Here is a 26,093-nt window from a genome sequence, read left to right on the forward strand (position 1 = left end):
TGCGAATCACTGATAGCGCAAGGCTTCGATAGGTTTGAGGTCGGCGGCGCGGCGGGCGGGATAAAACCCGAAAAACACGCCAACGGCGGCGGCGACGCCGAAGGCCAGCAGTACCGAGCCCATGGTCACCACCACAACCATCTCGGCGAAATGGCTCACGGCCCAGGCGCAGCCGATGCCGAGTAGCACGCCGATGAGGCTGCCCGAGACGGAAATCAGGACCGCCTCGAACAGGAATTGCAAGAGGATGTCGCGGCGGCGCGCGCCGATGGCCACGCGGATGCCGATTTCGCGCGTGCGCTCGGTGACCGAGACCAGCATGATGTTCATGATGCCGATCCCGCCCACCAGCAGCGAGACCGAGGCGATGGCGCCCAGCATGCCCGACATGACTTTGGTAGTGGCGGCGGCGGCCTGTGCCATGGCGGTGAGGTTGCGCACGCTGAAATCGTCGTCCTGTTCCTCGCGGATGCGATGGCGCGTGCGCAGCAAGTCCGTGAGGCTGCGTTCCAGGCGGTTCATCGCCTCGGCCGACTTGGCCTTCACCATGATGAAGCGCACCATGCCCGGAAACTGGTTGCCGAACAACTGGCGCTGCGCCGTGGTGACCGGCACCAGCACGGTATCGTCCTGGTCCCGTCCGTCCAGGCTCTGGCCCTTGGGGTCCAGGACGCCCACCACCAGGAAGGGGCTGTTCTTTATGCGGACCGTCTTGCCGACCGGGTCTTCGTCGCCGAACAGGTTGCTCACCACGGTCTGGCCGAGGAGGGCGACCCGGGTAACCGAGCGCACGTCGCTGTCGCTGAAAGGCTGGCCGTTGCTCACGGGCCAGTCGCGTACCTTGAGGTAGGCGGGGGTGGCGCCGGCCACGGTGGTGTTCCAGTTGCCGGAGCCGTAGACCACCTGCGCGGTGTTGGGCAGGATCGGGGTGACCGCTTCCACGTCCGGCAGATCGGCAATGGCCTGGGCGTCGGCCAGGCGCAGGGTGGGCACGGAGCCCGAACCCAGGCGCGCGCCGCCGGAGGTGGAGGAGCCGGACAGTACAATGAACAGATTGCTGCCCATGGAGGCGATGGATTCATTGACGGTCAACTGGGCGCCCTGGCCAATGGCCAGCATCAATATGACGGCTCCGACGCCAATCACCATGCCGAGCATGGTCAAAAGGGTGCGCAGGCGGTTGGCGCGCATGGCGCCCCAGCCTTCACCCAGAAGGGCTCCCAGCATCATGCGGTGACTGCCCCGAGTATCTGAGCGACAGGGCCGTCGGCGGCCATGCGGCCATCGACGATGCGGATCAGACGCCGCGCATAATGGGCGATGTCGGACTCGTGTGTAACCAGTACGATGGTGATGCCGTTGTTCGCATTCAGCCTGTGGAAAATGCCCATGATCTCTTCACTGGTATGGGTATCCAGGTTGCCCGTAGGCTCGTCGGCCAGGATCAGTCGTGGCCCTGTCACCAGGGCGCGGGCAATGGCCACGCGCTGCTGCTGCCCGCCGGAAAGCTGGCTGGGGCGCCGTTCCGCCAGTCCGGCCAGGCCTACCGGTCCCAACATGTCCAGGGCGCGCTGGCGGCGCTGTTTGGCGCCCACTCCGGCGTAGATCAGGGGAAGGGCCACATTGTCCAGCACGCTGATGCGCGGCAGCAGGTTGAAGCCCTGGAATACGAAGCCGATGAGCCGGTTGCGCAACTCGGCCAGTTCATTGCCATCCAGCTCAGCGGTGTCGCGGCCGGCCAGGAAATAATGACCGGAACTGGGGGTGTCCAGGCAGCCCAGTATATTCATCAGGGTGGACTTGCCAGAACCGGAGTGTCCCATGATGGCCACGAACTCCCCCGGCTCGATGCGGAAGCTGACCTGATCCAGCACCGGCACGGCGATGCCGCCGGGCGTTTCATAGGACTTCGCCAGGTTCTCGACGCGGACCAGGGTCATCAAAAGGCCCGCAGGCGGAAGCTGGACGGCGGTTGGGCGCGTGAGTCGGTCTTGGCCTGGCTGAGGTCTTCCAGGATCACCGGGTCGCCCTCCCGGGGCGTGCCACCCAGGATCTCCGCGAAGCGCCCATCCGCCAGGCCCAGTTGCACGGGCGTCGGCACCGCCTGGCCGTCGCGGTCCAGGTAGACGGTCTTGCCGCCTGGCGCTTTCTCGCTGCCCTCGGGCTTGAAGCGCAGGGCAGCCAAGGGCAGGCGCGGCACGTCGTGGCGCTCTGCCACGGCGATGTTGACGAAGGCTGTCATGCCGGGGAGCAAGGCTTCGTCAGGGTTGGCCACGTCGATCACCACGTTGTAGGTGACCACGTTCTGCAGCACCTGGGCATTGAGGCGGATTTGCCTGACGCTGCCCTGGAAACCGCGGTCAGGGAAGGCATCCACGGTGAATCGCACGGCCTGCCCGACCCGGATGGAACCCACGTCCGCTTCCGCCACCGTGGTGTCGATCTGCATCTTCTTGAGGTCCTGGGCGATGCTGAACAGAGTCGGGGTCTGAAAGCTCGCCGCTACGGTCTGGCCTACATCCACGTTGCGGGACACGACGACGCCCGAGACGGGCGAGGTGATCACCGAATAGCCCAGGTTGGTCCGGTCGCGGCTGACCTGGGCCTGGGATTGGGCCAGTTGCGCGCGGGCCGATTCCACCGCCTGCACGGCCTGGTCCAGATCGGCCTTGGGCACGTAGTCCTGCTTGTAGAGGGCCCGGCTGCGCTGCTCGTTGGCTTCAGCCAGTTTGAGGGAGGCCATGGCATTGGCCACTGCCGCCTGGCTCTGCGCCAGCTGGGCCTTGATCAGGGCCGGGTCCAGTTCGGCGAGAACCTGGCCCTGGCGGACGCGATCATTGTAGTCGGCATTGATCCTGGCGATGGTGCCGGATACCTGGGTGCCCACGTTGACCAGCACCACGGGAACCAGGGTGCCGTTGGCGGACACGGTCTTGACGATGTCGCCGCGCTCGATCCTGGCCACGCGGAACTGCTCCGGTGGTACCGGCGGATTGAAGTGACGGTAGGCCAGGTAACACCCGGCCAGGACCAGCAGCAAGGCTGCGGCGACGAGGGTTTTGCGGGTGGCGGATTGCTTTGCCATGTCGGTCACTTGCCCGTTTTGCGGTGGGAGTCCAGGGCGTCCGGCAGGGTGCTGGCCAGGCCCCCGAGGTCCAGCGCGCCTATGGCCTGGGCCAGCTTGGCGCGGGAAATGGCCCAGGTGAACTGGGCCTGGATTTTCTGCACGCGGGCACTGGCCAGGCTGGCCTGGGTGGTAAGCAAGTCCAGTATGTTGCCCACCCCGGCCTTGTAGCGCCCCAGGGCCACCTGTTCGGACTGCAGCGCGCTCGTCAGCAGATCCGAGGTGGTGCCCAAGGCTTCCTTGGCGGTGTTCAGGGTGTAATAGGACTGCCAGACATCCAGCGCCACGGTCTGGGCCAACTGGTCGCGGCTGGCCTGCTGGGCCGCCACCTGTTCTTCCGCCGCCTTGACCTGATAGGTGTTGGAGAATCCGGTGAACAGGGGAACATTCAACTGCAGGCCGACCTGCCAGTTTTCCACATCCCGCAGGACGCTGGCGTAGTTGTAGGTATAGCTGCCCACAAAGGACAGGGTCGGCCGCCCCGTCGAACGAGCGACCGCCACATTGGCCTCGGCGGCGCGGACCTGGGCTTCGGCTGCGGCCAGATCCGGTCGCAGCCCGCGGGCCTCCTGGATCAGAGCCTCCACCGCGGCCTCGCCCTGCGCGTCCGGCTCGGAGAAGGTCGGACCGACCACCTTGAACCCGGGCTTGGGGTCCAGTCCCGCGGCGTTGGCCATGGTGCCCAGGGCCACGGCGGCTTCACCCTCCGACTTCACCACATTCAGATGGGCCTGGGAAAAGGCGGTCTGGGCCTGTAGCACGTCGGCGATGGTACCGGCGCCCACGTCATGACGCACCTGCGCCGCCTTCAGGGCCTCGGCGCTGGCGCGTTCCGAGGCCCGGTTGGCGTCTACCGCGGACTGGGCGGCAAAATACTGGAAATAGCCCTGCACGGCGGAGAAGATGACGCCCTGCAAGACCGCATCGTGGTTCCAGTTGGCGGCGTCCAGGGCATTGCGGGCATTCTCCAGCCGGCCCCGGCGACCGCCGAAATCGAATAGCAGGTAATTCAGGCTAACGCTGGGGTTGATGCGGGTCTGCTCTGGGAACTGGAAATTGCCCCCGTTGACTGCGGACGATGCTCCCGAACTGTTGACGAAGGAACTCTGGGTTCGAATCATGGTGCCGCTGGCGTTCAGCGTGGGCAGATAGGCCGCCTGGTTCACACCGACTTGTGCCGCCTGTACCCGGGCTGCTGCCCAGGCCTGCCGCGTTTTGGGATTGTGGCACAAGGCGTGATCGATGAGTTGCAGCAGGGTCCATCCGGTGGCCGGCGGGGCACCGGCACAATCCGCCGCCGGTGCGCTTCCCGGGTGTGGCGAGTCCGCTGGCCCGGCGCTGGTCAGGTCGTGGACGCCAAACGGATCTTCCAGCGCCTGCGGCAGGCCGGCATGGGCGGACGTTGCCGGCATTTGGGCAGTCAAAATCAGCAGGCAGACAGCCGGTCCGGTTGTCGATGACATCAGGTCGGGAAGTTTGAGGATAAGCGGGTCACGAATTATCGCGGAAACGGCGCCCGGCACCCATAGAGACCACGGGCGGCAGGCCAAGGAACAATGGTATGATAAAGCCAGTACTCGCTACAAATAGACCGCATGGTTGGCTTCAGGTTCATCGCCGCTTTATGTCTGTCCGAACGGGGCACTGGGCTCATGTTACGCGACCGAACTTCCTCCAACTGCGCAACTTGCGTATGTCTCCGGCTTTTCCGTTCGTGATGGATTCCAAGAGCCACGTAGATCGACTCAAGGCCCTTGGGGGGAACAGCCTGCCCTGGCTGGTGGCCGCGATCAGCCTGTTCCTGTATCTGGGCGATTTTGCGCTGATTGCACCTGACGAAGGGAGGAACGCCGAAGTCGCGCGGGAAATGTTCGAAGACGGCGCCTGGCTGGTGCCGACCTATGACGGTCTGGTTTACCTGGACAAGCCGGCGTTCTTTTTCAAGAGCGTGGCCCTTGTCTTTACCGTCCTGGGAGTCAACGAGCTGGCCGCGCGGCTTCCATCCGCGTTGTGCGCGCTGGCGCTGTTGGCGGCTACCCATGGCTTCGCGCGTCGCGAGTTCGACAGGCGGACTGCGGATCTGGCGGTTGTGATTCTGGCTACGACGCCGTTGTACATGGCCTTTGCGCGCCTGGTCATTTTCGACATGATGCTGGCCCTGTTCGTATGTGCCGCCATTTTTGCAGGCTATCGAGCCGAAACGGGACCGGGATTGGAATCGGCGCGCGCCCGCTGGCATTTGCTGGCGGCGGTCATGGGCTCGCTGGCGACCCTGGTGAAGGGGCCAGTGGGGTTTGTCATTCCACTGCTGGTCCTTTCGATCTTTTTTGCCCTGGAGCGTCGACGGGCGGCCCTATGGCGATTATTCGCTCCGTCGCACTGGCTGGTCTTCCTCGGAGTGGTTGGCCCTTGGTTCTTTAGCCTGGTGTGGCAGCATCCCGACTTCGCCTATTACGGACTCATCAAGGAATCCCTCGCGCGCTTTGGCACCGCCGAATTCAAGCGCACCCAGCCTTTTTACTTTTACGGCGTGGTTATCGCGGTGGGAGTCTTCCCTTGGAGTCTGCTGCTGCCGGAGGGTGTCTGGAGGGTTTTGAAACGTCGGACGGAATCGACTTCCGCGGAACGCCTGCTGATGGTCTGGGTGGCCGTGGTGGTATTGTTCTTTTCACTTTCTCAGTCCAAGTTGCCTGGTTACATCCTGTCGGCCGTGGTCGCCTTGGGGCTTTTGCTCGCTCGCTTTATTGCGATGGTCGCCAACGATACCGGCGCGACACTGCGGCGGGCGGCCTTCGCCCTGATTCTGGTGATCGGCGTCGGGGCGATTTTCCTGCTGAGTCAGTTCGGTGGCGGGCAGTGGCTGGCCAAGTGGACTCCAGCACAGTGGGCGCCTTACGCGCCTTCGCTGCGGCATCTGGGAATCTCCCTCGCCTTGCTGGCCCTTCTGGCGATCGGCGCTGCCCTATCTGCCCGGGGGCGATGGGTAGTTGCCGCCTTTGCCGCCCTGCCTCTGTTGCCGGTGACCGTCAATGCGGACTTGTTGCGCCTGATCACGGAGGGACGTTCATTTCGTGCCATGGCCCAGGCCATGTTGCCCCTGTCAGCCGACGTGGAAGTGGCCTGCCTGCACTGTTTGCCGCCGGGTCTGCCCTTCTATCTGCAGCGGGAGATAATTGTCGTCACGGACGATGCCCGGGAGTTCACCAGCAACTATGTGCTTTACCGGCTGGGATCAGGGCCATTGGACCCCGCCCGGGTGGTGCCTCTCGGCCAACTGCGTCCTTGGCTGAAGCGCAGCGGCCATCCCATCTACCTGTTGGCGAATGCGTCGGGACGCGTGGAACTGGAGGCTATCGCCAAGCAGCGTGGCATCGGCGTGGTCCAACTCGGCGACCGGTACTGGGGCGCCTTGTTCAGGCCGCCCCCGGCGCCGGTTGGGCACTGACATGAGCGGCGCCTGGTTCAATTGGTCGTGTCTCGTGCTGGCAGGGCTTCTGGAAATCGGCTGGCCTCTGGGCTTCAAGCTGTCGCAGATGCCTGGCTGGCGACTACCGGGAATCGTCGCCGCCGTCGTGGCCATGGCCCTAAGCGGATTTTTCCTGTGGCTCGCGCAACGCGAGATCCCCATGGGCACCGCGTACGCGGTGTGGACCGGCATCGGCGCCGCCGGGACGTTTCTTGTAGGCATCTGGTTTTTTGGCGATGCGGCCAGTCTTGGGCGTTATCTTGGCGCCGGCTTGATCATCGCCGGCGTCATCACACTGAAGCTGGCGCAGTGATGGCCAGTTTTCGGCCAGTTATGCCAACACCCTGACTCTTATCAACTTTTGTCTCTTTGCACAGCCTTTTCCACAGGGCTTTCCACGGCATTTGTGGATGGATGCCGCCGTCTCAGCCCTGGATGCCCCCCGCCGTAAGCTGCGCCGGGTCCAGCAGGCGCTCCAATTCCACCCGCGCCATGCCGGTCATCTCCTCCGCCACCTCAAGGATGGGACGCTGGGTCTTGTAGGCCGTCTTGGCGATGTCGGCCGCCTTGGCATAGCCGATGATGGGGTTGAGGGCCGTAACCAGGATGGGATTCAGGGCCAGGGCCCGGTTGAGGTTGTCCTTGCGCACGGTGAAATCGGCGATGGCCTTGTCGGCCAGCAGGCGGCTGACATTGGCCAGCAACTGGATGCTTTGCAGCAGATTGTGGGCGACCAGGGGCAGCATCACGTTGAGCTGAAAGGAGCCGGACTGTCCGGCAATGGTGATGGCGGCATCATTGCCGATCACCTGGGCGCAAACCATGCAGACGGCCTCGGGAATCACCGGGTTGACCTTGCCCGGCATGATGCTGGAACCGGGCTGCAGGGCCGGCAGTTCGATTTCGCCCAGGCCCGCGAGGGGACCTGAATTCATCCAGCGCAGGTCGTTGGCGATCTTCATCAGGCTGCAGGCCAGGGTCTTCAACTGACCCGACAACTCCACCGCCGCATCCTGGCTGCTCAGGCTCTCGAAGAAGGACGCGTTGGGGGCGAAGGGCAGGCCGGTGGCATCGGCCAGCGCCTCGGCGATCCTGCCGGCGAACTCGGGATGGGCGTTGATGCCGGTGCCCACCGCAGTGCCACCTTGCGCCAATCGGTAGATTCGGTGCAGGGCGGAGCGCACCCGCTCCACGCCGTTGCCCACTTGCAGGGCCCAGCCGTCCAGTTCCTGGCTCAGGCGGATGGGCATGGCATCCATGAGATGGGTGCGGCCGGTCTTCACCACGGAATCCAGGGAGCGGGCCTTGGCCCCAATGGTCGCCTGGAGGTGCTCCAGCGCCGGGATCAGGGCGCTATTGCAGGCCAGGGCGGCGCTGACGTGGATGGCGCTGGGGATGGTGTCATTGCTGCTCTGCCCCATGTTGACATGGTCGTTGGCGCTGACCGCTTGGCCCAGCGCCTGGCTGGCGAGGGTGGCGATCACCTCGTTCACGTTCATGTTGGTGCTGGTGCCGGATCCGGTCTGGAAGATGTCCAGGGGGAACTGTTCCGCGTGCTTGCCCGCCAGGATCTGTTCCGCCGCCTGTCCGATGGCGGCTCCAATGGCTTTGTCCAGCAGCCCCAGTTCCACATTGACCTTCGCCGCGCCCTGCTTGATCAGCGCCACCGCCTGGATGAAGGCGAAGGGCAGGGGAATGCCGCTGACCGGGAAGTTTTCCACGGCGCGCTGAGTTTGGGCGGCGTAGAGGGCGGTGGCCGGGACCTTGAGTTCGCCCATGCTGTCTTTTTCGATGCGGAACGCGGAATCTGTCATGGTCATGTTTCGAATGGGTTTTGAGAGGGTAAAAGAGGACGCCTCGGGGCACGATGGCCGACGCGTTCGCGGCGAGCCGCCGCTCCTACAGGAAAGCCTGGAGCTCGTCCGCGCCGAAGGGCCAGTCGAGTTCGCGGCCGGATTCCCTTTCGCGCAGGACGGGTATCCGGCTGCCGTAGCGTTCAAGCAGGCTGTCGTCTTCGGCGATTTCTATGATCTGCGGAGGGTCATCGCCGCACAACGGAATCAGCAACGCCAGCGCTTCTTCGCAGAGGTGGCAGCCTTCCGTGGAAAACAGGACCAGGCGCGACACCGGGCTTTGACTCACTCCGGCTCGTAGGCCAGGTTCGGGCCCAGCCAGCGCTCCGCTTCCTTGAGGCTCATGCCCTTGCGCGCCGCGTAGTCTTCCACCTGGTCACGGTTGAACTTACCCACGTTGAAATAGCGCGCCGCCGGATGGGCGAGATACCAGCCGCTGACGGCGGAGGCGGGGTACATGGCATAACTCTCGGTCAGGCTGATGCCGGCGTTGTGCTCCGGGTCCAGCAATTGGAACAGGCTGGTCTTCTCGGTGTGGTCCGGGCAGGCCGGATAGCCGGGCGCGGGCCGGATGCCGCGGTATTCCTCGGCGATCAGTTGTTCATTGCTGAAATGCTCGTCCGGCGCGTAAGCCCAGAATTCCCGGCGCACGCGGGCATGCAAATGCTCGGCGAAGGCCTCGGCCAGGCGGTCGGCCAGCGCCTTGAGCATGATGGCGCTGTAGTCGTCGTGGTGTTCGGCAAAGGCCTGCAACTTGCGCTCGATGCCTTCACCCGCGCTCACCGCGAAGGCGCCGATGTAGTCCGGGGTGCCCACGGGAGCCACATAGTCGCTGAGGCAATAGTTGGGCTGGCCCGGCGGCTTGATGTGCTGCTGACGCAGGTGGTGCAGGGTGGTGAGCACCTCGCTGCGGCCTTCATCGGTGTAGAGCACGATATCGTCGCCCTGCGCGTTGGCCGGGAAGAAACCGAAAACCGCCCGCGCATTCAGCCATTCCTCGTCGACGATAAGCTTGAGCATGGCCTGGGCGTCGGCGAACAAGTTGCGGGCGTGCTCGCCCACCACGGAGTCATCCAAGATCTTGGGGTAGCTGCCGGCCAGTTCCCAGGTCTGGAAGAAGGGCGACCAGTCGATGCATTCGGCGATCTTGGCCAGCGGGTAGCGGTCCAGCACCTGGATGCCGAGGAAGCCGGGCTTGGGAGGGGCGTAGTCGTGCCAGTCGCCATGGAAGGCATTGGCCCGCGCGTCGGCCAGAGGATGCATGGGCGTCTGCGCCTTGCGGCCCACATGGCGCTGGCGCACGTCTGCGTACTCATTTCTGATCTTGGCGGCGTAATCGTCGCGCAGTTCCTCGCTGAGCAGGCTGCTGGCGACGCCCACGCTACGCGAGGCATCGGTGACGTAGACGGTGCTGCCTGCGGAATAATGCGGCTCGATCTTCACGGCGGTGTGCGCCCGCGAAGTGGTCGCGCCACCGATGAGCAGGGGAATGGTGAAGCCCTGTCGTTCCATCTCCTTGGCCACGTGGACCATTTCGTCCAAAGAGGGCGTGATCAGTCCGCTCAGCCCGATCATGTCGACCTTTTCCTCGCGGGCTGTTTGCAGGATCTTCTCCGCCGCGACCATGACGCCCAGGTCCACCACGTCGAAGCCATTGCACTGCAGCACCACGCCGACGATGTTCTTGCCGATGTCGTGCACATCGCCCTTGACCGTGGCCATGAGGATCTTGCCCGCGGACTTTACCTCGCCCAGGCTGTTCTTTTCTTCCTCCATGTAGGGCATGAGATAGGCGACGGCCTTCTTCATGACGCGGGCCGATTTCACCACCTGGGGCAGGAACATCTTGCCGGCGCCGAACAGATCGCCTACCACGTTCATGCCGTCCATGAGCGGCCCCTCGATCACATGGAGGGGGCGGGCGACGGATTGGCGCGCCTCTTCGGTGTCGATCTCGATGTACTCGTCGATGCCCTTCACCAGGGCGTGCTCCAGCCGCTTGGTCACTGGCCAATCGCGCCAGGCCAGGTCCTCCTTGCGCTCCACCGCACCGCCCTCACCGCGATAGCTGTCGGCTAGCGCCAGCAGACGCTCGGTTGCGTCCGGGCGGCGGTTGAGGATCACGTCCTCGACGGCGTTGCGCAGCTCCGCCGGGAGTTCGTCGTAGATGGCGAGCTGTCCGGCGTTGACGATGCCCATGCTCATGCCCGCCTGGATGGCGTGGTAGAGGAAGACGGCGTGAATGGCTTCGCGCACCGGGTCATTGCCGCGGAAGGAGAAGGACACGTTGGACACGCCCCCCGAAACCAGGGCGTGGGGCAGGGTGGCCTTGATGCGGCGGGTGGCCTCGATGAAGTCGACGCCGTAGTTGTTGTGTTCCTCGATGCCGGTGGCGACGGCGAAGATGTTCGGGTCGAAGATGATATCTTCCGCCGGAAATCCCATGCCGGTCAGCAGTTGATAGGCGCGGGTGCAGATTTCCAGCTTGCGTTCTTCCGTGTCCGCCTGCCCCTGCTCGTCGAAGGCCATGACGATGACCGCGGCGCCGTAGCGGCGCGCCAGGCGCGCATGGTGCAGGAAGGTGTCCTCGCCTTCCTTCATGGAAATGGAGTTGACGATGCCCTTGCCCTGGATGCACTGGAGGCCAGCCTCGAGGATCTCCCATTTGGACGAGTCCAGCATCACCGGTACGCGGGCAATATCCGGTTCGGCGGCGATCAGATTCAGGAAGCGCACCATGGCCGACTTGGAGTCCAGCATGCCCTCGTCCATGTTGATGTCGATGATCTGCGCGCCGTTCTCCACCTGCTGGCGCGCCACGTCCAGGGCCTGCTCGTAGCGTTCCTCGCGGATCAGGCGGCGGAACAGGGCGGAGCCGGTGACGTTGCTGCGCTCGCCGACGTTGACGAACAGGGACTGGGGCCCGATGTTCAAGGGTTCGAGTCCGGCCAGGCGGCACTGGGGTTCGATGTCGGGGATCTGCCTGGGCGGAAAATGCTGCACGGCGTCGTGGATGGCCTTGATGTGGGCCGGGCTGGTGCCGCAGCAGCCGCCGATGATGTTGAGGAAGCCGTTCTCGGCCCAGTCGGCGATTTCCTTGGCCATGGCCTCCGGGGACTCGTCGTATTCGCCGAACTCGTTGGGCAGGCCGGCGTTGGGGTGGGCCGAGACACGTGTGTCGGCGATGCGGGAGAGTTCCTCCACATACTGGCGCAATTGCTTGGCGCCCAGGGCGCAGTTCAGCCCAAAGGAGATGGGCTGGACATGCTTCAGGGAGTTCCAGAAGGCCTCGGTGGTTTGGCCGGAGAGGGTGCGGCCGGAAGCATCGGTGATGGTGCCGGAAATCATCACCGGCAGCTTGAACCCCTGGTCCTCGAAGAATTTCTCCACCGCGAACACCGCCGCCTTGGCGTTGAGGGTGTCGAAGATGGTCTCGATCAGCAGGATGTCGGCGCCGCCTTCCACCAGTCCGCGCGCGGATTCGTAATAGGCGTCCACCAGTTCGGCGAAGCTGACGTTGCGAAAGCCCGGATCGTTGACGTCCGGGGATATGGACGCCGTGCGGTTGGTCGGTCCCAGGACACCGGCCACGAAGCGGGGCTTGTCGGGCGTCTTCGCCTCGAATTCGTCGGCCGCGCGACGCGCCAGGCGTGCGGACTCCACGTTGATTTCGTAGGCGAGATCCTCCATGCCATAGTCCGCCATAGCGATGCGGGTGGCGTTGAAGGTATTGGTTTCGAGAATGTCCGCGCCCGCATCGAGGTAGGCTTTGTGTATGGCCTCGATGACATGGGGCTGGGTGATGGACAAGAGGTCATTGTTGCCCTTCAGGTCGCGGTGCCAAGCGGCAAAACGGGTTCCGCGGTAATCGGCTTCCTGCAGCTTGTAGCGCTGTATCATGGTGCCCATGGCGCCGTCGAGGAAGAGGATGCGCTGTGAAAGTCGCTGTGTGAGCAGTTCGGAGCGCTGGCGGTGATGATTGGTCATGGGCGGCTTTATTTGGTAAGACGATCCTTGGTGATAGGCGTATTTTAGAGGTTTACGCTGCCGCTTGAAACCGCGCAGGTTGCGTGGGGTTGGCCGCAGCGATGCTTGAATGAGCCTGGCGCGCGCAGGGCGTGGACTATCAATTTTGCGTCGCTTAATTGCGACACTCTCGCATTTTCAGTATTCACGCTATTATTCCCGTTAAACGGGGTGGATAGGACGGCGAATGCGACTTGTGCTTACGACCTGGCACGGGTAAATTGCGTACCATTCGACCGGAACATATAAAGATAAGGACACAAGTGACCGGTAAGTCTTTGCGAAGTTTAGTCGTGGCGTCGGCGATGCTTTGTCTTTGCTTGCAGGCACGGGCGGGTGAGTACGACAAGTTCAGCGCGTTGCTGACCTTTGCCACCAACTATTATTACCGCGCTTACTCAAAAAGTGATAATAATCCGGTGTTCCGTGCCAATGTGGATTATGAGCATGGATCAGGGCTGTATGTGGGCACCTGGGTGTCCTGGGTGGATATGGATGACAAGCGTTATTCCGACCGCTCGGACGTGGAGTTTTACCCGTACGTGGGCTATCTATACAAGCTGAACGAAGATTGGCGTTTCGATACAGCGGTTTCGCGCTATATCTTCAACGACAAAGTGCAGGGGCGCTATTCGGATTACAACGAATACAGCTTCTCCGTCAAGTTCAGGGACCTGGTTTCCGGCACGTTTTCCTATGCGGACGATGCTTATAACCGCAACGAGCAGAGCCTGAACTATGAACTGACCGGGCGCTATCCCTTGACAGCCACTTTGAGCGCTTCAGCGGGCGTGGGATACAACCAGGCCTATCACTTGCTGGAATACGACACGCTTTACTGGAATGCGGGGTTTACCTGGTATTTCTATAAGTTCGCGGGCATGGACTTTCGCTACGTCGATTATCACTCGACCCGCACCAAACCCGACCCGGGAGCCATTGAGCTTCCGTATATCAATTCACAGTTTCTGTTCTCCATAACCGCTGGCTTCTGAATTTCCCAGCAGCGTTTCGCCCACTTCAACTCTGAACAATACTAGGCTGTCTCCACTGGATCAGGAAGGCATTCCTGGCCCAGTCCAAACCGCCGGCGTGCGTCTGGCGCGGGCGCGGCAGGGAACTCGTGGCCATGGAGCAGGATGGCCAGGATGCCTACGCCTTCGACTTCGCCGCCGATTCCTGGTATGCCTGTCCCACACGCCAGCATGAGATCGCGCTCGTGGCGCCCTTGATGCGCCTGGTGTCGGCCGAGCCGCAAGCGGACGTCTTTAACGATGCTGCACAGATCGACATCGAGTCCACCGGCTCCATCTAAGCGATTCGATTGACGGTACCCGGAATCGGGTTTGTCGCCGGCAAGGCAATGGGGCGTCAAGCCCTCTCCAGAGGAAACGCGAGCACGGCGTCGAGGCTCTCGGCACCCGTGATCAGCATGAGGATGCGGTCCAGGCCCAGGGCGATGCCGCAACAATCGGGCAGGCCGGCACGCAGGGCGCCGAGCAGGCGCTCGTCCTTTTCCGGCTCGTTTGGGCCTTGAGCGCGGCGGATGGCCAGATCGGCATCGAAGCGGCGTTCCTGTTCCAGTGGGTCGGACAGTTCGTGGAAGCCGTTGCCCAGTTCCACGCCCGCCAAGAAGACCTCAACCCGCTCCACCACATCCGGTTCACCGGGCTTGTGTCGCGCCAGCGACGGCAACAGCGCGGGGTAGTCGTAGACGAAACTGATCCGCTCCTCTCCCAGCCGAGGCTGCACCAGCAGGCTGAACAATAGATCAAGCCAGCAGCTCCGCTCGCTCCCGCACAGGCGCCGCGCATCCTCGATCCCATGGGTTTCGGCACAGACGGCGAGTTCCTCGAGGCTGGCGCTCAAGGGATCGGCGCCGACGTGCTCGGCGAAGATAGCCCGGTAGGGCAGTCGTTCACTGGCGCCCAGTTTCAATGTGGGCCTGGCCAAGTCTGTCAGCAGGTCTTCCACCTCATCCATCAATTCCGTCAGGCCAAAGCCGACCCGGTACCATTCCAGAATCGTGAACTCGGGGTTGTGCTGACGCCCGCACTCCTCGTTGCGGTAGGCTTTGCAGATCTGGTAGATGGATCCTGAGCCCGCCGCGAGCAGGCGCTTCATGGCAAATTCTGGTGAAGTCTGCAGGTACAGCGGCTGTCCTTCAGCGCTTGCCTCGCCGGGCCTATGGAAATGGGTCAGAAAGGGCTGGAGATTGGGATCGGTGCCGGTGCGCCTGGATAGCTGTGGTGTTTCCACTTCCAGCACGCCACGCTCGGCGAAGAAGCGTCGGATTCGCGCGTTCAGTTCGGCCCTGGCGATGAGGGCCGAACGCGCGCAGGCAGGTTGCCAGTCCGCGGTTGTCTCACTCCTTGACACGCGAGAGGTATTCGCCGGTCCGGGTGTCCACCTTGATCACTTCGTCGGTCTGCACGAACAAGGGCACGCGCACCACCGCGCCGGTTTCCAGGGTGGCCGGTTTGCCGCCGCCGCCGGAGGTGTCGCCGCGCACGCCCGGGTCGGTCTCCACGATTTTGAGGATGACGAAGTTGGGCGGCTGTACCGACAGAGGCTGGCCGTTGTACAGGGTCACGATGCAGACATCCTGCTCCTTCAGCCACTTCTTGGCGTCGGCCACCGCGTTGGCGTCGGCCACATACTGCTCGAAGCTCTCGGGCTGCATGAAGTGCCATTCGGTGCCGTCGTTGTAGAGATACTGCATCTCCATGTCCACCACATCGGCGCCCTCGATGGTGTCGCCGGACTTGAACGTGCGTTCGATGACGCGGCCGGTCTTGAGGTTGCGCAGCTTGACGCGGTTGAAGGCCTGGCCCTTGCCCGGCTTGACGAACTCGTTCTCGATGATGGAGCAGGGGTCGCCGTCCAGCATGACCTTGAGCCCGCCCTTGAATTCATTGGTACTGAAAACTGCCATTCTGTCCTCGGTTGTAACTGGATTAACTCAAAAAATGCGCGCCATTATAATGGGAAGCTTGGTCATTAGAAACTTTGCCCTCCCATCATGCTGCAACTCACCTGGCAGGCCGAACTGGCGGCCGCCTTTACCCGACCGGACGAACTCCTGGAATTTCTCGATCTGCAGGATCTAAAGCAGGCGCATCATCCGCCGGCGGCCACGGCATTTCCGCTGCGGGTTACGCGCAGTTTTGCGGAACGCATGGTCAAGGGCGACCCCGCGGATCCCCTGCTGCGCCAGGTATTGCCCTTGCCGGACGAGGACCTGGATGCTCCGGGATTCTGCGGCGACCCGGTGGGCGACCTAGCGGCCGTGGCGGCCCCGGGATTGCTGCACAAATACCAGGGACGGGCGCTGCTCGTGGTGACAGGCGCCTGCGCCATCCACTGCCGCTATTGCTTCCGCCGCGAGTTCCCCTATGGTGCCGAACAGTTGAGCCGGCAGCGGGAGGCCGCGGCGCTGGATTACTTAAATGGCGATGCGAGCATCCGGGAGGTGATCCTGAGTGGGGGCGATCCGCTGGCCCTCTCGGACGATCGCCTGGCGGAGTTGGTGCATAAGCTGGAGACCATAAGCCATCTCCGCCGGCTGCGCCTGCATAGCCGCTTGCCGGTTGTCTTGCCGGCGCGAATCACGGAGGCATTGGCGGCGCTGCTGGCAGATACGCGCTTCCAGACGGTCATGGTGATCCACGCCAATCATGGGCGCGAAATCGACCGCTCCGTGGGCCGTGCGCTTGCACAACTAAAGGAGGCTGGCGTGACCCTGCTCAACCAGTCCGTTCTGCTGCGGGGTGTGAACGATGACGCGGAGACCTTGGCGGAACTGAGCGAAATCCTGTTCGAGCGCGGCGTGATGCCCTATTACCTGCACCTGCTGGACAAGGCTCGCGGTACGGCCCATTTTGAGGTGAGTGATGCGGCCGCCCAAGACCTGCATGAACAGCTTAGGCGAGTGCTGCCCGGTTATCTTGTGCCCAAGCTGGTGCGGGAGGCCGCGGGGGCCCCGTTCAAGCTTCCCGTGATCTAAGCAGCCGGACGGGGCGGGCAGGGCCCTCAGCGTATTTCGACATTTTCGACGGCGCAGCTGATGCGCGCGGTTTTCTTGTGCAAACGGCCCAGGTTGATGTGGCGCACGGTGCCTGTGGCGCCGGGTTCGATGCTGGCAGTAACGGACTTTCCGACCGACTGCAGGCGGGCCAGGCTGTCGGAATAGGCGGTGCACGTCAACTTGATTCGTTGAATAGGCGACGAACTGCCGTTGAACAGGCTGAGCTTCATGAAGGTCGAACCATCATCGCGGCCTCGCACCCAGTCGTACCCGCGGAGCTTGAGCTTGCGCATGACGGCAGCGCTGGCGGCGCGCGGGAGGGGCGTAGCGCTGGGCGAAGGTGAGGGTTTGCTGCGCGCGGCCTCATCGGCCTTTTTCGGCCGCTGCGGTTTCGGCTCGGGGGTGGTCACCACCCCCTTTGGAGATGTGGTCGGTTTGGCGGTCGGTTTGGGCGCAGGCGTTGCTTCTGGTTCGGCGCTGGGTGTGCTGGCAGGCTTGGGGGCGGGGGTAGCGGGATCGTCCAGGTCCGTGCTGTCCAGGGCCACCGTGACCGGTGGCGCAGTGGACACCGGGGCAGAAACTGATGGCTCTATGTCAGCGCCCGCAGGAGAGGCGGCCTTCAGATCCATGGTGGCCGCGTCAGGCGCCGCATCTGCCGGGGGCGAAGCCGTCGCGGCTGGCTGGGCCGAAAGGACCTGCCCGCGGGCTGGCGAGTCTTTGTGCGGCGTACCGTAGTGACGGCCTAGGAGCAGTGCGACTACCAACAGGCAGGCGGCCGCGGCGAAGGCGAGACCTTTATTTAGGGGAACAGCCTCGGCTTGCGTCACGGGCGCTGCCTCCGCCACGGCCGGTTCGTTCGGCTCGCTCGCTGGCGCGGGTTCGGCGGGCAGGGTGCCGGTTTCGCGCGCCACCAAGGCTTCCAGGGGACCCATGCGGGGCGGCCCGCTGATTTTAGGCGTGTAGCTGATCGGTCCGGGGGCTTCCGCTTCAGGCTCCGGCGACGTACCGGCGACGTGACCGGAATCGCGCAGCGGCGCGCTGGCTTCCGAGGCGGACGTGGCACGCTCCAGGAGCGGTTCGTCGTCCTCGACCCATTCCACGTGGTCGCCGGATTCCAGGTAGTCGGCGAACCGGGAGTACACGTCCCCCAAGGATCCGTCCAGACGCTTTGCCAGCAGTTCCGCCAGGCAGGCCTTGATCTGAGTGTGAACGGGCAGGCGAATCGAATCCAGCGCCCTGAAATAGGCGGAGGCGACGTCCATCGGGGTGAGGGGGAGTCGCAGGCCTGCGCCAGCGACGCTTCCAGTCAGTCGCTGCAAGGCCAAGACACCCAGTTTCTCGGCCTCCGGTAGCCAGCGATCCTGGCAGGACTGCATGCTCCCGCAGGCGACCAGTTCCGGCGGCAAGGCGTCCGCACCGCTATCCGAGGCCGGTCCGGCGGGTTCGCCGCTCAGGGCGGACTGGAAGCGCCGGCGCAAATCGGTGGCAAACGATAGCTGAATGGCCAGCGTTTCCTGGCGCAATTCGTTCAGGACGTCGCAGACGTGGGTGCGGAAGAACAGGTCCTCGCTGGTTTCGGCCAGCGCAAACATGTCTTCTTCGCCATGCTGGGCCGTGTCCTTCAGCATCTCCCGAAACTGCTTCAATACGATTTGCGAAAATGCCGCCAGCAGTTCCGCTTCGTCCGATCCCCGATTCACCCGCCAATACCTTTTGTCTTAAAGTGTTGCGCTCTTTGATGGAAGTGCACCAGATCGCCAGCGGGCTGTCAACTTGAGATAAGGAAAAACGGTAAGTGGCAGATGGATGTGGCAGCGACGGCTAGGGGTTGTTGCCGCGCCGCCATGTCAACGAAAAATCGGTGCCTTCAGCCTCTGTGGTGACCCACCAGTCGGCTACCGCCGCCAGTTCACCCGCGACGTAAACCAGGGGAGCCCGGTCACGCAACCAGGGTGGCACCGCCGTCTCCTGAAACAGCTTTTTCAGTGCATGGCTGGCTGTTCCGCGTCCTGACAGCCGGCAACGTTCGCCGCCGCGGCGGAAGCGCACCTCCACAGGACCCAATGCCCAGCGTCGCGCGTCCAGTCCCAGGCCCGGCCGCGCCGGGGTGATCCGTAATTCGCCGGCGCCCCCGGGCAGTTTCAGGCTATCGCCGGCCGTCCAGGGAAGCACGGCTGTGGAATCGAAAAAGCCCTGCGGGGGCAGCAGGTGGAGATGATTGCGGTAGCGCCGCACTTCACCTTCGCGCCAGGCCACGACCGGCATCTTGTCGGCGCCGGCTGGCAGCACTTCCTCGAGGATGCGCTCCAGCACGGCGGCTGAGGGCATGCGGAATCCTGAGGCGCGCAGCCAGCGCCTGAGCACCAGGCGTTGGTCGGCCCTGGTGAGCACGGCAAGGTTCGGCACCTTCAGGCTAAGGCCGTCCGATCCCAGTGTCGCGTGGAAGAGGTCATCCGAGAGTGCGTTCAATTGCTGCAAGGCCTCGGCGCAATGCCCGGCGCTGCGGGCGAGGGCGCGGCTGGCGCCGGGCCAGCGCTTCTGCAGCAAGGGCAGGATCTGACCGCGGATGAAGTTGCGATCGAAGCTCAGGTCGGCATTGCTTGGATCTTCGATCCAGTTCAATCCCTGCGCGCGGGCGTAGTCCAGAAGTTCCGGGCGAGAGTGATGGAGCAGGGGGCGCAACAAGGCACCGGGCGGAAACGGTGAGCGGACCGGCATGCCGGCCAGCCCTGCGAGACCAGCGCCACGCAGCAGTTGCAGGAGCAGGGTCTCGGCCTGATCGTCGCCGTGCTGGGCTGTCAGCAGGATATCACCCGCCGCCATGTGCTGGCCTATGGCCTGGTAACGGGCGTTTCTCGCCGCCTCCTCCGGGCTCTCCCCAGGCGCGGCCCGCGCATCGACATGCAGGATCAGCAAGGGGATCGAGAGTTCGCGGCAGACGCGATCGCAATGGACCGCCCAGTCATCAGCCTGGCGCTGCAAGCCGTGGTGCACATGCACGGCGTGGACGGGGGGAAAGCCCAGCGCGTCCGCACGCAGGCGCGCGCAGAGGTGCAGCAGAACATGGGAATCTAGACCGCCGCTGTAGGCGACCCAGTAGCGCGGCGGGGGCGGGCAGGCCCCGAGCGCCGCGTGCAGGCTTTGCACGTTCGGCTGCATCAGGGCCTCAGCGGCCAGTCGGCGGGTTCAGATCAGACTTCAGCTTCCTCGAACACGCCATAGCTCATGAGGCGTTCGTAGCGTTCACGCAGCAGCGTTTCGACGGTTTGCGGCTGCAGTTCATGCAGGTGCTTCTTCAGCGCCGCTTTCAGGTTGTGGGCTGTCACCGCGCGGTCACGGTGAGCGCCCCCCAAGGGCTCATCGACGATCTCGTCGATAAGCTTCAACTCCAGCAAGCGGTCCGAGGTGATGCCCATGGCCTCTGCGGCAAGCTCGGCCTTGTCGGCGCTCTTCCACAGGATGGAGGCGCAGCCTTCCGGGGAGATGACGGAATAAGTGCTGTATTCCAGCATTAACAGGCGGTCACCCACACCGATGGCCAGCGCGCCGCCGGAGCCGCCTTCGCCAATAACCGCGCACACGATGGGGATGCGCAACTTGGACATCTCGAACAGATTGCGGGCGATTGCCTCGCTCTGGCCACGCTCCTCCGCGCCGATGCCCGGATAGGCGCCCGGGGTATCGATCAGGCAGATCAGCGGCAGGCGGAAGCGCTCAGCCAGGCGCATCAGGCGCAAGGCCTTGCGGTAGCCCTCCGGGCGCGGCATACCGAAATTGCGGTAGATCTTTTCCTTGGTATCCCTGCCTTTCTGATGGCCGATCACCATCACCGGAAATTCATCCAGGCGCGCCACGCCGCCGACGATGGCGGGATCGTCGGCGAAGCCGCGGTCGCCATGCAGTTCATGGAAGTCATCGAAGATCATGTCCAGGTAGTCCAGCGTGTAGGGGCGCTGCGGATGCCTGGACAATTGCGATATCTGCCACGCGCTCAGCTTCGAGAAGATCGATTCGGTGAGCTTTCGGCTCTTCTCCTCCAGCCGGGCGATTTCCTCGGAGATGTTGATCTCGTTGTCGAAACCGACGTGCTTCAGCTCTTCGATCTTGGCTTCCAGTTCGGCGATGGACTGTTCGAAGTCAAGGAATTTGAGGTCCATTTATCGTTATTCTATGTGGGGTTGGGGTGGTTTATTTTAACACCTCCGAGAGGAAATTCTGCATGCTTTGCCAGGACCGTCGGTCGGCGATTTCCTTGTAAACTGTGCCGAAGCCGGGATCGTTGGCGCGCGGATTGGTAAAGGCGTGCAGGGTGTGGCCGTATACCTGCACCTGCCAATCGGCGCCGGCGGTGGTGAGTTCGCGTTGCAGCGCCAGCACCTGCTCCGGTGGTGCCATGGGATCATCGTGGCCATGCAGGGCCAGAACCTTAGCGAGGATGGGGCGTCCCGCGATATTCTCCGGAGGGTTGAGCAAGCCGTGAAAGCTCACCACCCCGCGGATATCGGCGCCGGTCCTGGCCAGGTCGAGTACGCACAGGCCGCCGAAGCAGAAGCCGATGGCGGCGACACGCGTGCCGTCCACTTCGGACAGAGCCCGGACGGCTTGAAGGGCCGCAAGCTGGCGGGCCTGTAGCAGGGCCCGGTCCTTCATGAAGGGTGCCATAAGCCGGCTGTTTTCCTCCGGTCCGCTGCCGACGCGGGCATCCCCGTACATGTCCAGGGCAAAACCGGCATAACCCAGCCTGGCCAAAGCTTGCGCCTTGCCGCAGGCGAACTCGTCGCGACCGCCCCAGGCATGGGAGACGAGCACGGCGGGCAAGGGCTTCGGGAGGCTGTCGTCCCAGGCCAGAAAGCCCAGCAGGCGCGTGCTGCCGTGCGCATATTCGACGCTGCGGGTTTGGATATCGGCGCTCATTTTTCTCCTCGGTAGTATGGCTAGGGCTTGAGTCGGCACCTATTCTCGGCAAGTTGCCTTGCACGCTCAAGGCTGGAAACTGCGTAGCAGGTGACGGGGCCGCGAAGCTTGTGCCATATTTAGCACTTTTTGGCGGCGCTGGCGGCGCCTTTGTCCGCGGCAATTGAACCCTTTCGCATATTCACAGGCTCCCCGCATGACCCAGACCACAGTCCTCACCGGTATCACCACCACCGGTACGCCCCACCTTGGCAATTACGTCGGCGCCATTCGTCCGGCCATCGCGGCCAGCCACGACCGCAATGTGCGGCCTTTTTATTTTCTGGCCGACTACCACGCGCTGATCAAATGTCAGGACCCCGAGCGGGTGCGTCAGTCGACCCTGGAAATCGCCGCCACCTGGCTGGCGCTGGGCCTGGACATCCGCAACGCCGTTTTCTACCGCCAGTCCGACGTTCCGGAGATCACCGAGCTGGCCTGGATGCTCAGTTGCGCCACCGCCAAGGGGCTCATGAACCGGGCCCATGCCTACAAGGCGGCGGTGCAGGCCAACGAGGACAGTGGCGAACAGGACCCGGACAAGGGCGTCACCATGGGGCTTTTCAACTATCCCATCCTGATGGCGGCGGACATTCTGTTGTTCAATGCCCATCGCGTGCCCGTCGGCAAGGACCAGGTGCAGCACATCGAGATGGCCCGGGACATCGGCGGGCGCTTCAATCACATCTACGGCGAGCACTTTGTCATCCCGGAGGCGGAGGTCAGCGAGGAAGCCGCGATTCTCTGCGGGCTGGACGGCCGCAAGATGAGCAAGAGCTACGACAATACGATTCCCTTGTTCGTGCCGGAAAAGCAACTGCGTAAGCTGGTCATGAAGATCAAGACCAACTCCCTGGAGCCCGGCCAGCCCAAGGATCCGGATAGCTGCACGCTCTACAGTATTTACAAGGCCTTCGCCACTAAGGAGGAAGTCGCGGCGGTGCGCCGCCGTTACGAGGAAGGCATCGGCTGGGGCGAAATGAAGCAATTCCTGTTCGAGTACCTGAACAACCATCTGATGGCGGCTCGCGAGCGTTACGAGGCGCTGCTGGAGGCGCCGGAAAAGATCGAGGAAGCCTTGCAGGAGGGCGCGCAGCGGGCTCGGGAATACAGTGTGCCGTTCATGCAAAAGATTCGTGCGAGCGTCGGCATCCGCAGCTTGGCGCGTTGATCTGAAGCTTTGCCCGTGCTGTTTTTGGAGCGACTTGCCGAGCAGAAGATTGCCGAGGCGTTGGAACGCGGCGAACTGGACGATCTTCCGGGCAAGGGTAAACCGATACCGCCGGAGGAGGATCTGCATTTCGTCCCGGCCGACATGCGCCTGGCTTTTCGCATCCTCAAGAATTCAGGCTACATTCCCGAAGAAGTCCAGCTCCTGCGCGATATCGATGATCTCCTGAGTCTGATCGATACCCAGGGTATCCATGGCGAACCTGAACGCAAGCGCCTGCGCTTGCTGATGGAACGGCTGGGCGCGCAGCGCGGCGGCAACCTGGCGCTGGCTGACCATTATTTCCAACGCATCTCCGAAAAACTCAAGAGCCTGGGCTGATGCATCGCCCTGGCCCCGGCGTCCCGATCGACGCCCACTTCACCTGACGGTTTCGCCGCGGGCTGCGGTCAAGCTTTTGCGCTGGGACGCGCGCGGTTGCAAGCGCAGGATGATCAGCAGCGCCAGCAGGAGCGCGTAGAGGGCCGGGTCACGTATGTCCTGCTTGACCAGCCAGAGATAGTGGAATACGGCCAGGCCCGCCGCGAGGTAAGCCAAGCGGTGCAGTTTACGCCAGCGCTGCAGCCCCAGGAGCCTGACCGTACCCCGGAAGGAAGTGGCGGCCAGAGGTGTCAGCACTAGCAGGGTGCCCAGTCCGGCGGTCAGGGCTGGTCGCCGCAGCAGGTCCTCTGTCACCGCACCCCAAGCAAAAAACTGATCGAACACCAGATACGCCAGCCCATGCAGACAGCCGTAAAGGAAGGCGCAAAGGCCGAGGCTGCGGCGGTAGCGGCCCAGCTCGTGCCATCCGCAATAATGGGCCAGGGGTGTCAAAGCGAGGGTGAAAAGCAGGAGCCGCAGGGACCAGATACCGGTGCTATGTTGAATGTCCGCGACAGGGTCCGCACCCAGAGATCGCGTGCACGCACCGGCGATGAGCCCGATCAGCGGTGTGAGACAGGCTGCCAGGAGGGCCGCATGGGCAATCCGGTCGCTGGTACGGGGGGGCTGTGACATGGATCCAGGATAGGGCCGTTGGGTGTCCCAGGCAATGACGCTCCGAATGTATCGCGCGGCAACTGCAAAGCTTACCATGCCCGCGTTCCCCGAGCCTCCGGACGACCGATTTCCACCGCGATGGCAGCCATCTGGCCTGCCGGTTCTTAAGTTTCCTTTAAGGAAACAGTCTTAAGATTGTTGGCGTCATTGTGCGTTAATGTAAGCATTGTACACTCAGACTCAATTAGACCCTTGATCTCGAGCGGAGTAGGAGTTGCCCATGTTCAACAAGATACACGCTTTGTTCGCGTTTCCTGCGTTCGATCTGGAGTTGCCCGCTTGGTCGACCGATGAGGTCAGGCTCACGTCACTCCTTCTGGCCTTCGCCTGCCTGTTTGCCATCGAAGCCAAATTTGGCCTGCGGCAGGAAGGAAACCGGGTGATCCGTCGTTCCTACCTCACCAACACCGGCCTGTTTCTGCTCAATGACACCTTGCTGTCCCTGGTGTCGGTATCGTCCCTCTTTCTGATCGCCGACCGCTTCGCCGCCTGGGGCTTGTTGGGAACGCTGGACGATTCGCCACTGAAGTGCGTGCTAGCCTTCGTGTTGCTGGACCTGGCACTGTATCTCTGGCATCGGGCATGCCATCACTTCGAGGTGCTGTGGATGCTGCACAAGGTCCACCACAGCGACCGCTGCATGAACGTGTCCACGGGCTTGCGTCTGCACCTCGGCGAGTTACTTCTGACCACGCTGCTCAAAGCACTCTTCATTGTCGTGCTCGGCGTCGATTCGGCTGTCGTGCTCGCCAACGAGGCGATCATGACCTTGTTCGTGCTCTTTCACCACAGCAATACCCGGTTTGCCGGTGAAAGCTGGCTCGGCCGGTTCATCGTGACACCCTCGATGCACCGAATCCATCATTCGACACGGCGGGACGAGCACGATCGCAACTTCGGCGCGGTGTTCTCCGGGTGGGACCGTTGGTTCGGTACCTTTGCGCATCAGGAACCGGAAAAGCTCGGCCTGAAGTTCGTGAAAGAGCAAGGTATCGTCGAACTCATGAAGTTCGGCTTCACCTGGCACTACACACCCAGTCAGCAAACGGTGCGAGCCATGATTGCCGAGGCGGCGTATTACCGGGCCGAAAAGCGTGGATTTGCCCCGGGCAGCGATTACCTGGATTGGCTGGAGGCGGAGCGGGAGATAGCGCAGGCGGGAGGCGGGTGAAGGCATACGGCCCCCAGGCCAACGCTTCGGTCGCCGATCCTTGACTCTGGGGGATTCACGGGCTTAGGCGGAAACTGATGGGAATGGTGACCCAACTGGCCACGGTCATGTCGCCCCGTTTCGCCGGCACGAAATGCCAGCCGCGTACGGCCTCGGCGGCGGCCTCGTCCAGCGCGTCGTGACCACTGGAGCGCTCCACTTCGACCGCGCCGCTGGCACCGTCCTCGCGGACCAGAACCTTCAGCAACACTTCACCTTCCCAGTGGCGTGACCTGGCGATGCGGGGATAGTCCGGATTCGGATGGTTGAGATAATCCGCGTTGACGGCGGCCGGGACGAACGGCTCGGGTGGGGGCGGGGCGACGCGTTCCTGGACGGGTTCCGGCGCTGCTATAGGGGCGCTAATCGGCGCATCCTGGAGCTTTGGCGGAGCCGTTGCGCTTTCCCGAAATCGTTTCGGCTTTGGTTTCGGTTTGACTCTGGGCTTTTTCACCAGCACTGCATCGGGTTTTGGCTGCGGGTTCCGGGAAGCCGGGACCGGCGTTTCCACCGTCGGCCTGGTTGTCTGAATGACGGGTGCCGCCAGCACGATATCGATGCTAGGCAGCGGAATCCCGTGCTTAAGCGGTTGCTCTGTGGGTCCGGACCAATACCATTGCAGGAGCAATCCGTGTCCTGCCGCGACCAGGGCGAAGGCCGCAAGCGCGCGGGCCGCACGCTGCCAGTGCTGTTCACGGGGGGCAATTCCTGACTCAAGAACGCGCAAGGATTGCACGCGGCTGGCGAGGAGATAGGGCATCATGATGCGGGGATTCCGCAAGTGTCGGCGGCATGGCGAGTAAGAGGCAGGGGAAAGGCGTTGTCAGGGAGGCCTGACTCCGCAATACGAGCGTGCACCCAAGGTCCGCATTCCGCCATCGTCAATCCGGGAAAAAATGGCTGGCGGCCGCGCGCGATCGGATTTTGCACCCCCGCGCGGCCGCCAGCCCAATTGAGGTCATGCGAGTCAAAAGCAAGCAGACCGCATGCCATTCTCATGCACTCCAGCCGTGGCGCGGCCGCGCCAATTTCCGGGCTTTGCGGCGGCCGGCTTGGGAGTGTGAAATCACACAGTGCTTCAGATGGCGGACTGAGATTGTCTCAACAGTCAATCCGCCCGGTCCTGAGGAAACGGCGCCGTAGGGTTCAAGTCTCTGGCTCCGTG

23 protein-coding genes are annotated in these 26,093 nt (G+C 63.2%); 8 read left to right on the forward strand and 15 right to left on the reverse strand.

Annotated elements, in window-relative coordinates:
* Positions 1–6: 6 nt before the first annotated feature.
* From EK23_RS04450 to EK23_RS04465, 4 genes are read right to left on the reverse strand one after another with little or no spacing between them, the layout of a single operon-like run.
* Complete coding sequence (locus EK23_RS04450; RefSeq protein ID WP_200892089.1) at positions 7–1,230, reverse strand: ABC transporter permease; 1,224 nt, start codon at positions 1,228–1,230, stop codon at positions 7–9.
* Entirely contained in the window at positions 1,227–1,940 is a 714-nt protein-coding gene (locus EK23_RS04455) for an ABC transporter ATP-binding protein (protein WP_045224114.1), read from the reverse strand. The genes EK23_RS04450 and EK23_RS04455 overlap by 4 nt, the downstream gene beginning before the upstream one ends.
* Entirely contained in the window at positions 1,940–3,085 is a 1,146-nt protein-coding gene (locus tag EK23_RS04460; protein WP_045224410.1) for an efflux RND transporter periplasmic adaptor subunit, read from the reverse strand. Before EK23_RS04460 ends, EK23_RS04455 begins: the two co-directional genes overlap by 1 nt.
* A 5-nt stretch (positions 3,086–3,090) precedes the next feature.
* Positions 3,091–4,536 (reverse strand): TolC family protein, encoded by a 1,446-nt coding sequence (locus tag EK23_RS04465; RefSeq protein ID WP_052807920.1) that lies wholly within the window; start codon positions 4,534–4,536, stop codon positions 3,091–3,093.
* A gap of 281 nt (positions 4,537–4,817) precedes the next feature.
* Between EK23_RS04465 and EK23_RS04470 the strand changes: the two genes are divergently transcribed.
* Together EK23_RS04470 and EK23_RS04475 are read left to right on the forward strand one after the other, a co-directional pair.
* Complete coding sequence (locus EK23_RS04470; RefSeq protein ID WP_052807921.1) at positions 4,818–6,569, forward strand: ArnT family glycosyltransferase; 1,752 nt, start codon at positions 4,818–4,820, stop codon at positions 6,567–6,569.
* Position 6,570: 1 nt separating this feature from the next.
* Complete coding sequence (locus tag EK23_RS04475) at positions 6,571–6,903, forward strand: DMT family transporter (RefSeq protein WP_045224115.1); 333 nt, start codon at positions 6,571–6,573, stop codon at positions 6,901–6,903.
* Positions 6,904–7,015: 112 nt separating this feature from the next.
* Here the strand turns inward: EK23_RS04475 and EK23_RS04480 are convergent, their stop codons facing one another.
* The 3 genes from EK23_RS04480 to metH all read right to left on the reverse strand — a co-directional run bounded on the left by EK23_RS04480 (position 7,016) and on the right by metH (position 12,430).
* Entirely contained in the window at positions 7,016–8,404 is a 1,389-nt protein-coding gene (locus tag EK23_RS04480) for a class II fumarate hydratase (protein WP_045224413.1), read from the reverse strand.
* A gap of 85 nt (positions 8,405–8,489) precedes the next feature.
* The gene (locus EK23_RS04485; RefSeq protein WP_200892090.1) at positions 8,490–8,732 is read right to left on the reverse strand and encodes a glutaredoxin family protein; all 243 of its coding nucleotides are present in this window, start codon (positions 8,730–8,732) and stop codon (positions 8,490–8,492) included.
* Positions 8,729–12,430, reverse strand: coding sequence for a methionine synthase (gene metH, locus EK23_RS04490; RefSeq protein WP_045224117.1), 3,702 nt, complete (start codon positions 12,428–12,430; stop codon positions 8,729–8,731). Before metH ends, EK23_RS04485 begins: the two co-directional genes overlap by 4 nt.
* Positions 12,431–12,762: 332 nt before the next feature.
* Between metH and EK23_RS04495 the strand changes: the two genes are divergently transcribed.
* Positions 12,763–13,464 (forward strand): TorF family putative porin, encoded by a 702-nt coding sequence (locus EK23_RS04495; RefSeq protein WP_268748164.1) that lies wholly within the window; start codon positions 12,763–12,765, stop codon positions 13,462–13,464.
* 134 nt (positions 13,465–13,598) lie between these two features.
* Positions 13,599–13,784 (forward strand): hypothetical protein, encoded by a 186-nt coding sequence (locus EK23_RS04500; RefSeq protein WP_052807922.1) that lies wholly within the window; start codon positions 13,599–13,601, stop codon positions 13,782–13,784.
* A 56-nt stretch (positions 13,785–13,840) separates the two neighbouring features.
* Here EK23_RS04500 and epmA read toward each other — a convergent pair whose 3' ends face one another.
* The gene (epmA, locus tag EK23_RS04505; protein ID WP_045224120.1) at positions 13,841–14,848 is read right to left on the reverse strand and encodes an EF-P lysine aminoacylase EpmA; all 1,008 of its coding nucleotides are present in this window, start codon (positions 14,846–14,848) and stop codon (positions 13,841–13,843) included.
* Entirely contained in the window at positions 14,835–15,404 is a 570-nt protein-coding gene (gene efp, locus EK23_RS04510) for an elongation factor P (protein ID WP_045224121.1), read from the reverse strand. The genes epmA and efp overlap by 14 nt, the downstream gene beginning before the upstream one ends.
* Before the next feature lie 87 nt (positions 15,405–15,491).
* Between efp and epmB the strand changes: the two genes are divergently transcribed.
* Positions 15,492–16,475: an EF-P beta-lysylation protein EpmB gene (gene epmB, locus EK23_RS04515; RefSeq protein WP_045224122.1), complete on the forward strand. Its 984-nt coding sequence runs from the start codon at positions 15,492–15,494 to the stop codon at positions 16,473–16,475.
* 26 nt (positions 16,476–16,501) lie between these two features.
* Here epmB and EK23_RS04520 read toward each other — a convergent pair whose 3' ends face one another.
* The 4 genes from EK23_RS04520 to EK23_RS04535 form a co-directional block, all read right to left on the reverse strand.
* Positions 16,502–18,196 carry a hypothetical protein gene (locus EK23_RS04520; RefSeq protein WP_045224123.1) on the reverse strand — a complete coding sequence of 565 codons (1,695 nt, stop codon included), beginning with the start codon at positions 18,194–18,196 and terminating at the stop codon, positions 16,502–16,504.
* 121 nt (positions 18,197–18,317) lie between these two features.
* Positions 18,318–19,655 carry a tRNA lysidine(34) synthetase TilS gene (gene tilS, locus EK23_RS04525; protein WP_045224124.1) on the reverse strand — a complete coding sequence of 446 codons (1,338 nt, stop codon included), beginning with the start codon at positions 19,653–19,655 and terminating at the stop codon, positions 18,318–18,320.
* A gap of 32 nt (positions 19,656–19,687) precedes the next feature.
* On the reverse strand, positions 19,688–20,653 hold the full coding sequence (accA, locus tag EK23_RS04530) for an acetyl-CoA carboxylase carboxyl transferase subunit alpha (protein ID WP_045224125.1): 966 nt from the start codon (positions 20,651–20,653) through the stop codon (positions 19,688–19,690).
* 31 nt (positions 20,654–20,684) lie between these two features.
* Complete coding sequence (locus EK23_RS04535) at positions 20,685–21,410, reverse strand: dienelactone hydrolase family protein (RefSeq protein WP_045224126.1); 726 nt, start codon at positions 21,408–21,410, stop codon at positions 20,685–20,687.
* Positions 21,411–21,606: 196 nt separating this feature from the next.
* Between EK23_RS04535 and EK23_RS04540 the strand changes: the two genes are divergently transcribed.
* Both EK23_RS04540 and EK23_RS04545 read left to right on the forward strand, forming a co-directional pair.
* Positions 21,607–22,620 (forward strand): tryptophan--tRNA ligase, encoded by a 1,014-nt coding sequence (locus tag EK23_RS04540; protein WP_045224127.1) that lies wholly within the window; start codon positions 21,607–21,609, stop codon positions 22,618–22,620.
* Positions 22,621–22,635: 15 nt separating this feature from the next.
* Positions 22,636–23,001: a DnaJ family domain-containing protein gene (locus EK23_RS04545; RefSeq protein ID WP_045224128.1), complete on the forward strand. Its 366-nt coding sequence runs from the start codon at positions 22,636–22,638 to the stop codon at positions 22,999–23,001.
* A 39-nt stretch (positions 23,002–23,040) separates the two neighbouring features.
* On the opposite strand, the gene msrQ is transcribed toward EK23_RS04545, so the two are convergent.
* Positions 23,041–23,676 carry a protein-methionine-sulfoxide reductase heme-binding subunit MsrQ gene (gene msrQ / locus EK23_RS04550; protein ID WP_045224129.1) on the reverse strand — a complete coding sequence of 212 codons (636 nt, stop codon included), beginning with the start codon at positions 23,674–23,676 and terminating at the stop codon, positions 23,041–23,043.
* Between the two features lie 262 nt (positions 23,677–23,938).
* Here msrQ and EK23_RS04555 point away from each other — a divergent pair, with 262 nt between their 5' ends.
* Positions 23,939–24,889, forward strand: a complete 951-nt coding sequence (locus tag EK23_RS04555) for a sterol desaturase family protein (RefSeq protein WP_052807923.1) — start codon at positions 23,939–23,941, stop codon at positions 24,887–24,889.
* Between the two features lie 55 nt (positions 24,890–24,944).
* Here EK23_RS04555 and EK23_RS04560 read toward each other — a convergent pair whose 3' ends face one another.
* Positions 24,945–25,691, reverse strand: a complete 747-nt coding sequence (locus EK23_RS04560) for an energy transducer TonB (protein ID WP_052807924.1) — start codon at positions 25,689–25,691, stop codon at positions 24,945–24,947.
* Positions 25,692–26,093 lie beyond the last annotated feature (402 nt).

It is taken from the genome of Methyloterricola oryzae (assembly GCF_000934725.1).
Taxonomy (GTDB): Bacteria; Pseudomonadota; Gammaproteobacteria; order Methylococcales; family Methylococcaceae; genus Methyloterricola; species Methyloterricola oryzae.

Bases quoted from the DNA above. Each gene is read 5' to 3' on its own strand.
- EK23_RS04455 (WP_045224114.1), bottom strand. From the start codon at position 1,940: ATGACCCTGGTCCGCGTCGAGAACCTGGCGAAGTCCTATGAAACGCCC.
- msrQ (WP_045224129.1), bottom strand. From the start codon at position 23,676: ATGTCACAGCCCCCCCGTACCAGCGACCGGATTGCCCATGCGGCCCTC.
- EK23_RS04540 (WP_045224127.1), top strand. From the start codon at position 21,607: ATGACCCAGACCACAGTCCTCACCGGTATCACCACCACCGGTACGCCC.
- EK23_RS04555 (WP_052807923.1), top strand. From the start codon at position 23,939: ATGTTCAACAAGATACACGCTTTGTTCGCGTTTCCTGCGTTCGATCTG.
- EK23_RS04450 (WP_200892089.1), bottom strand. From the start codon at position 1,230: ATGATGCTGGGAGCCCTTCTGGGTGAAGGCTGGGGCGCCATGCGCGCC.
- efp (WP_045224121.1), bottom strand. From the start codon at position 15,404: ATGGCAGTTTTCAGTACCAATGAATTCAAGGGCGGGCTCAAGGTCATG.
- tilS (WP_045224124.1), bottom strand. From the start codon at position 19,655: ATGCAGCCGAACGTGCAAAGCCTGCACGCGGCGCTCGGGGCCTGCCCG.
- epmB (WP_045224122.1), top strand. From the start codon at position 15,492: ATGCTGCAACTCACCTGGCAGGCCGAACTGGCGGCCGCCTTTACCCGA.
- EK23_RS04475 (WP_045224115.1), top strand. From the start codon at position 6,571: ATGAGCGGCGCCTGGTTCAATTGGTCGTGTCTCGTGCTGGCAGGGCTT.
- EK23_RS04560 (WP_052807924.1), bottom strand. From the start codon at position 25,691: ATGATGCCCTATCTCCTCGCCAGCCGCGTGCAATCCTTGCGCGTTCTT.
- metH (WP_045224117.1), bottom strand. From the start codon at position 12,430: ATGACCAATCATCACCGCCAGCGCTCCGAACTGCTCACACAGCGACTT.
- EK23_RS04535 (WP_045224126.1), bottom strand. From the start codon at position 21,410: ATGAGCGCCGATATCCAAACCCGCAGCGTCGAATATGCGCACGGCAGC.
- EK23_RS04480 (WP_045224413.1), bottom strand. From the start codon at position 8,404: ATGACAGATTCCGCGTTCCGCATCGAAAAAGACAGCATGGGCGAACTC.
- EK23_RS04465 (WP_052807920.1), bottom strand. From the start codon at position 4,536: ATGCCGGCAACGTCCGCCCATGCCGGCCTGCCGCAGGCGCTGGAAGAT.
- accA (WP_045224125.1), bottom strand. From the start codon at position 20,653: ATGGACCTCAAATTCCTTGACTTCGAACAGTCCATCGCCGAACTGGAA.
- EK23_RS04500 (WP_052807922.1), top strand. From the start codon at position 13,599: ATGGAGCAGGATGGCCAGGATGCCTACGCCTTCGACTTCGCCGCCGAT.
- EK23_RS04460 (WP_045224410.1), bottom strand. From the start codon at position 3,085: ATGGCAAAGCAATCCGCCACCCGCAAAACCCTCGTCGCCGCAGCCTTG.
- EK23_RS04470 (WP_052807921.1), top strand. From the start codon at position 4,818: ATGTCTCCGGCTTTTCCGTTCGTGATGGATTCCAAGAGCCACGTAGAT.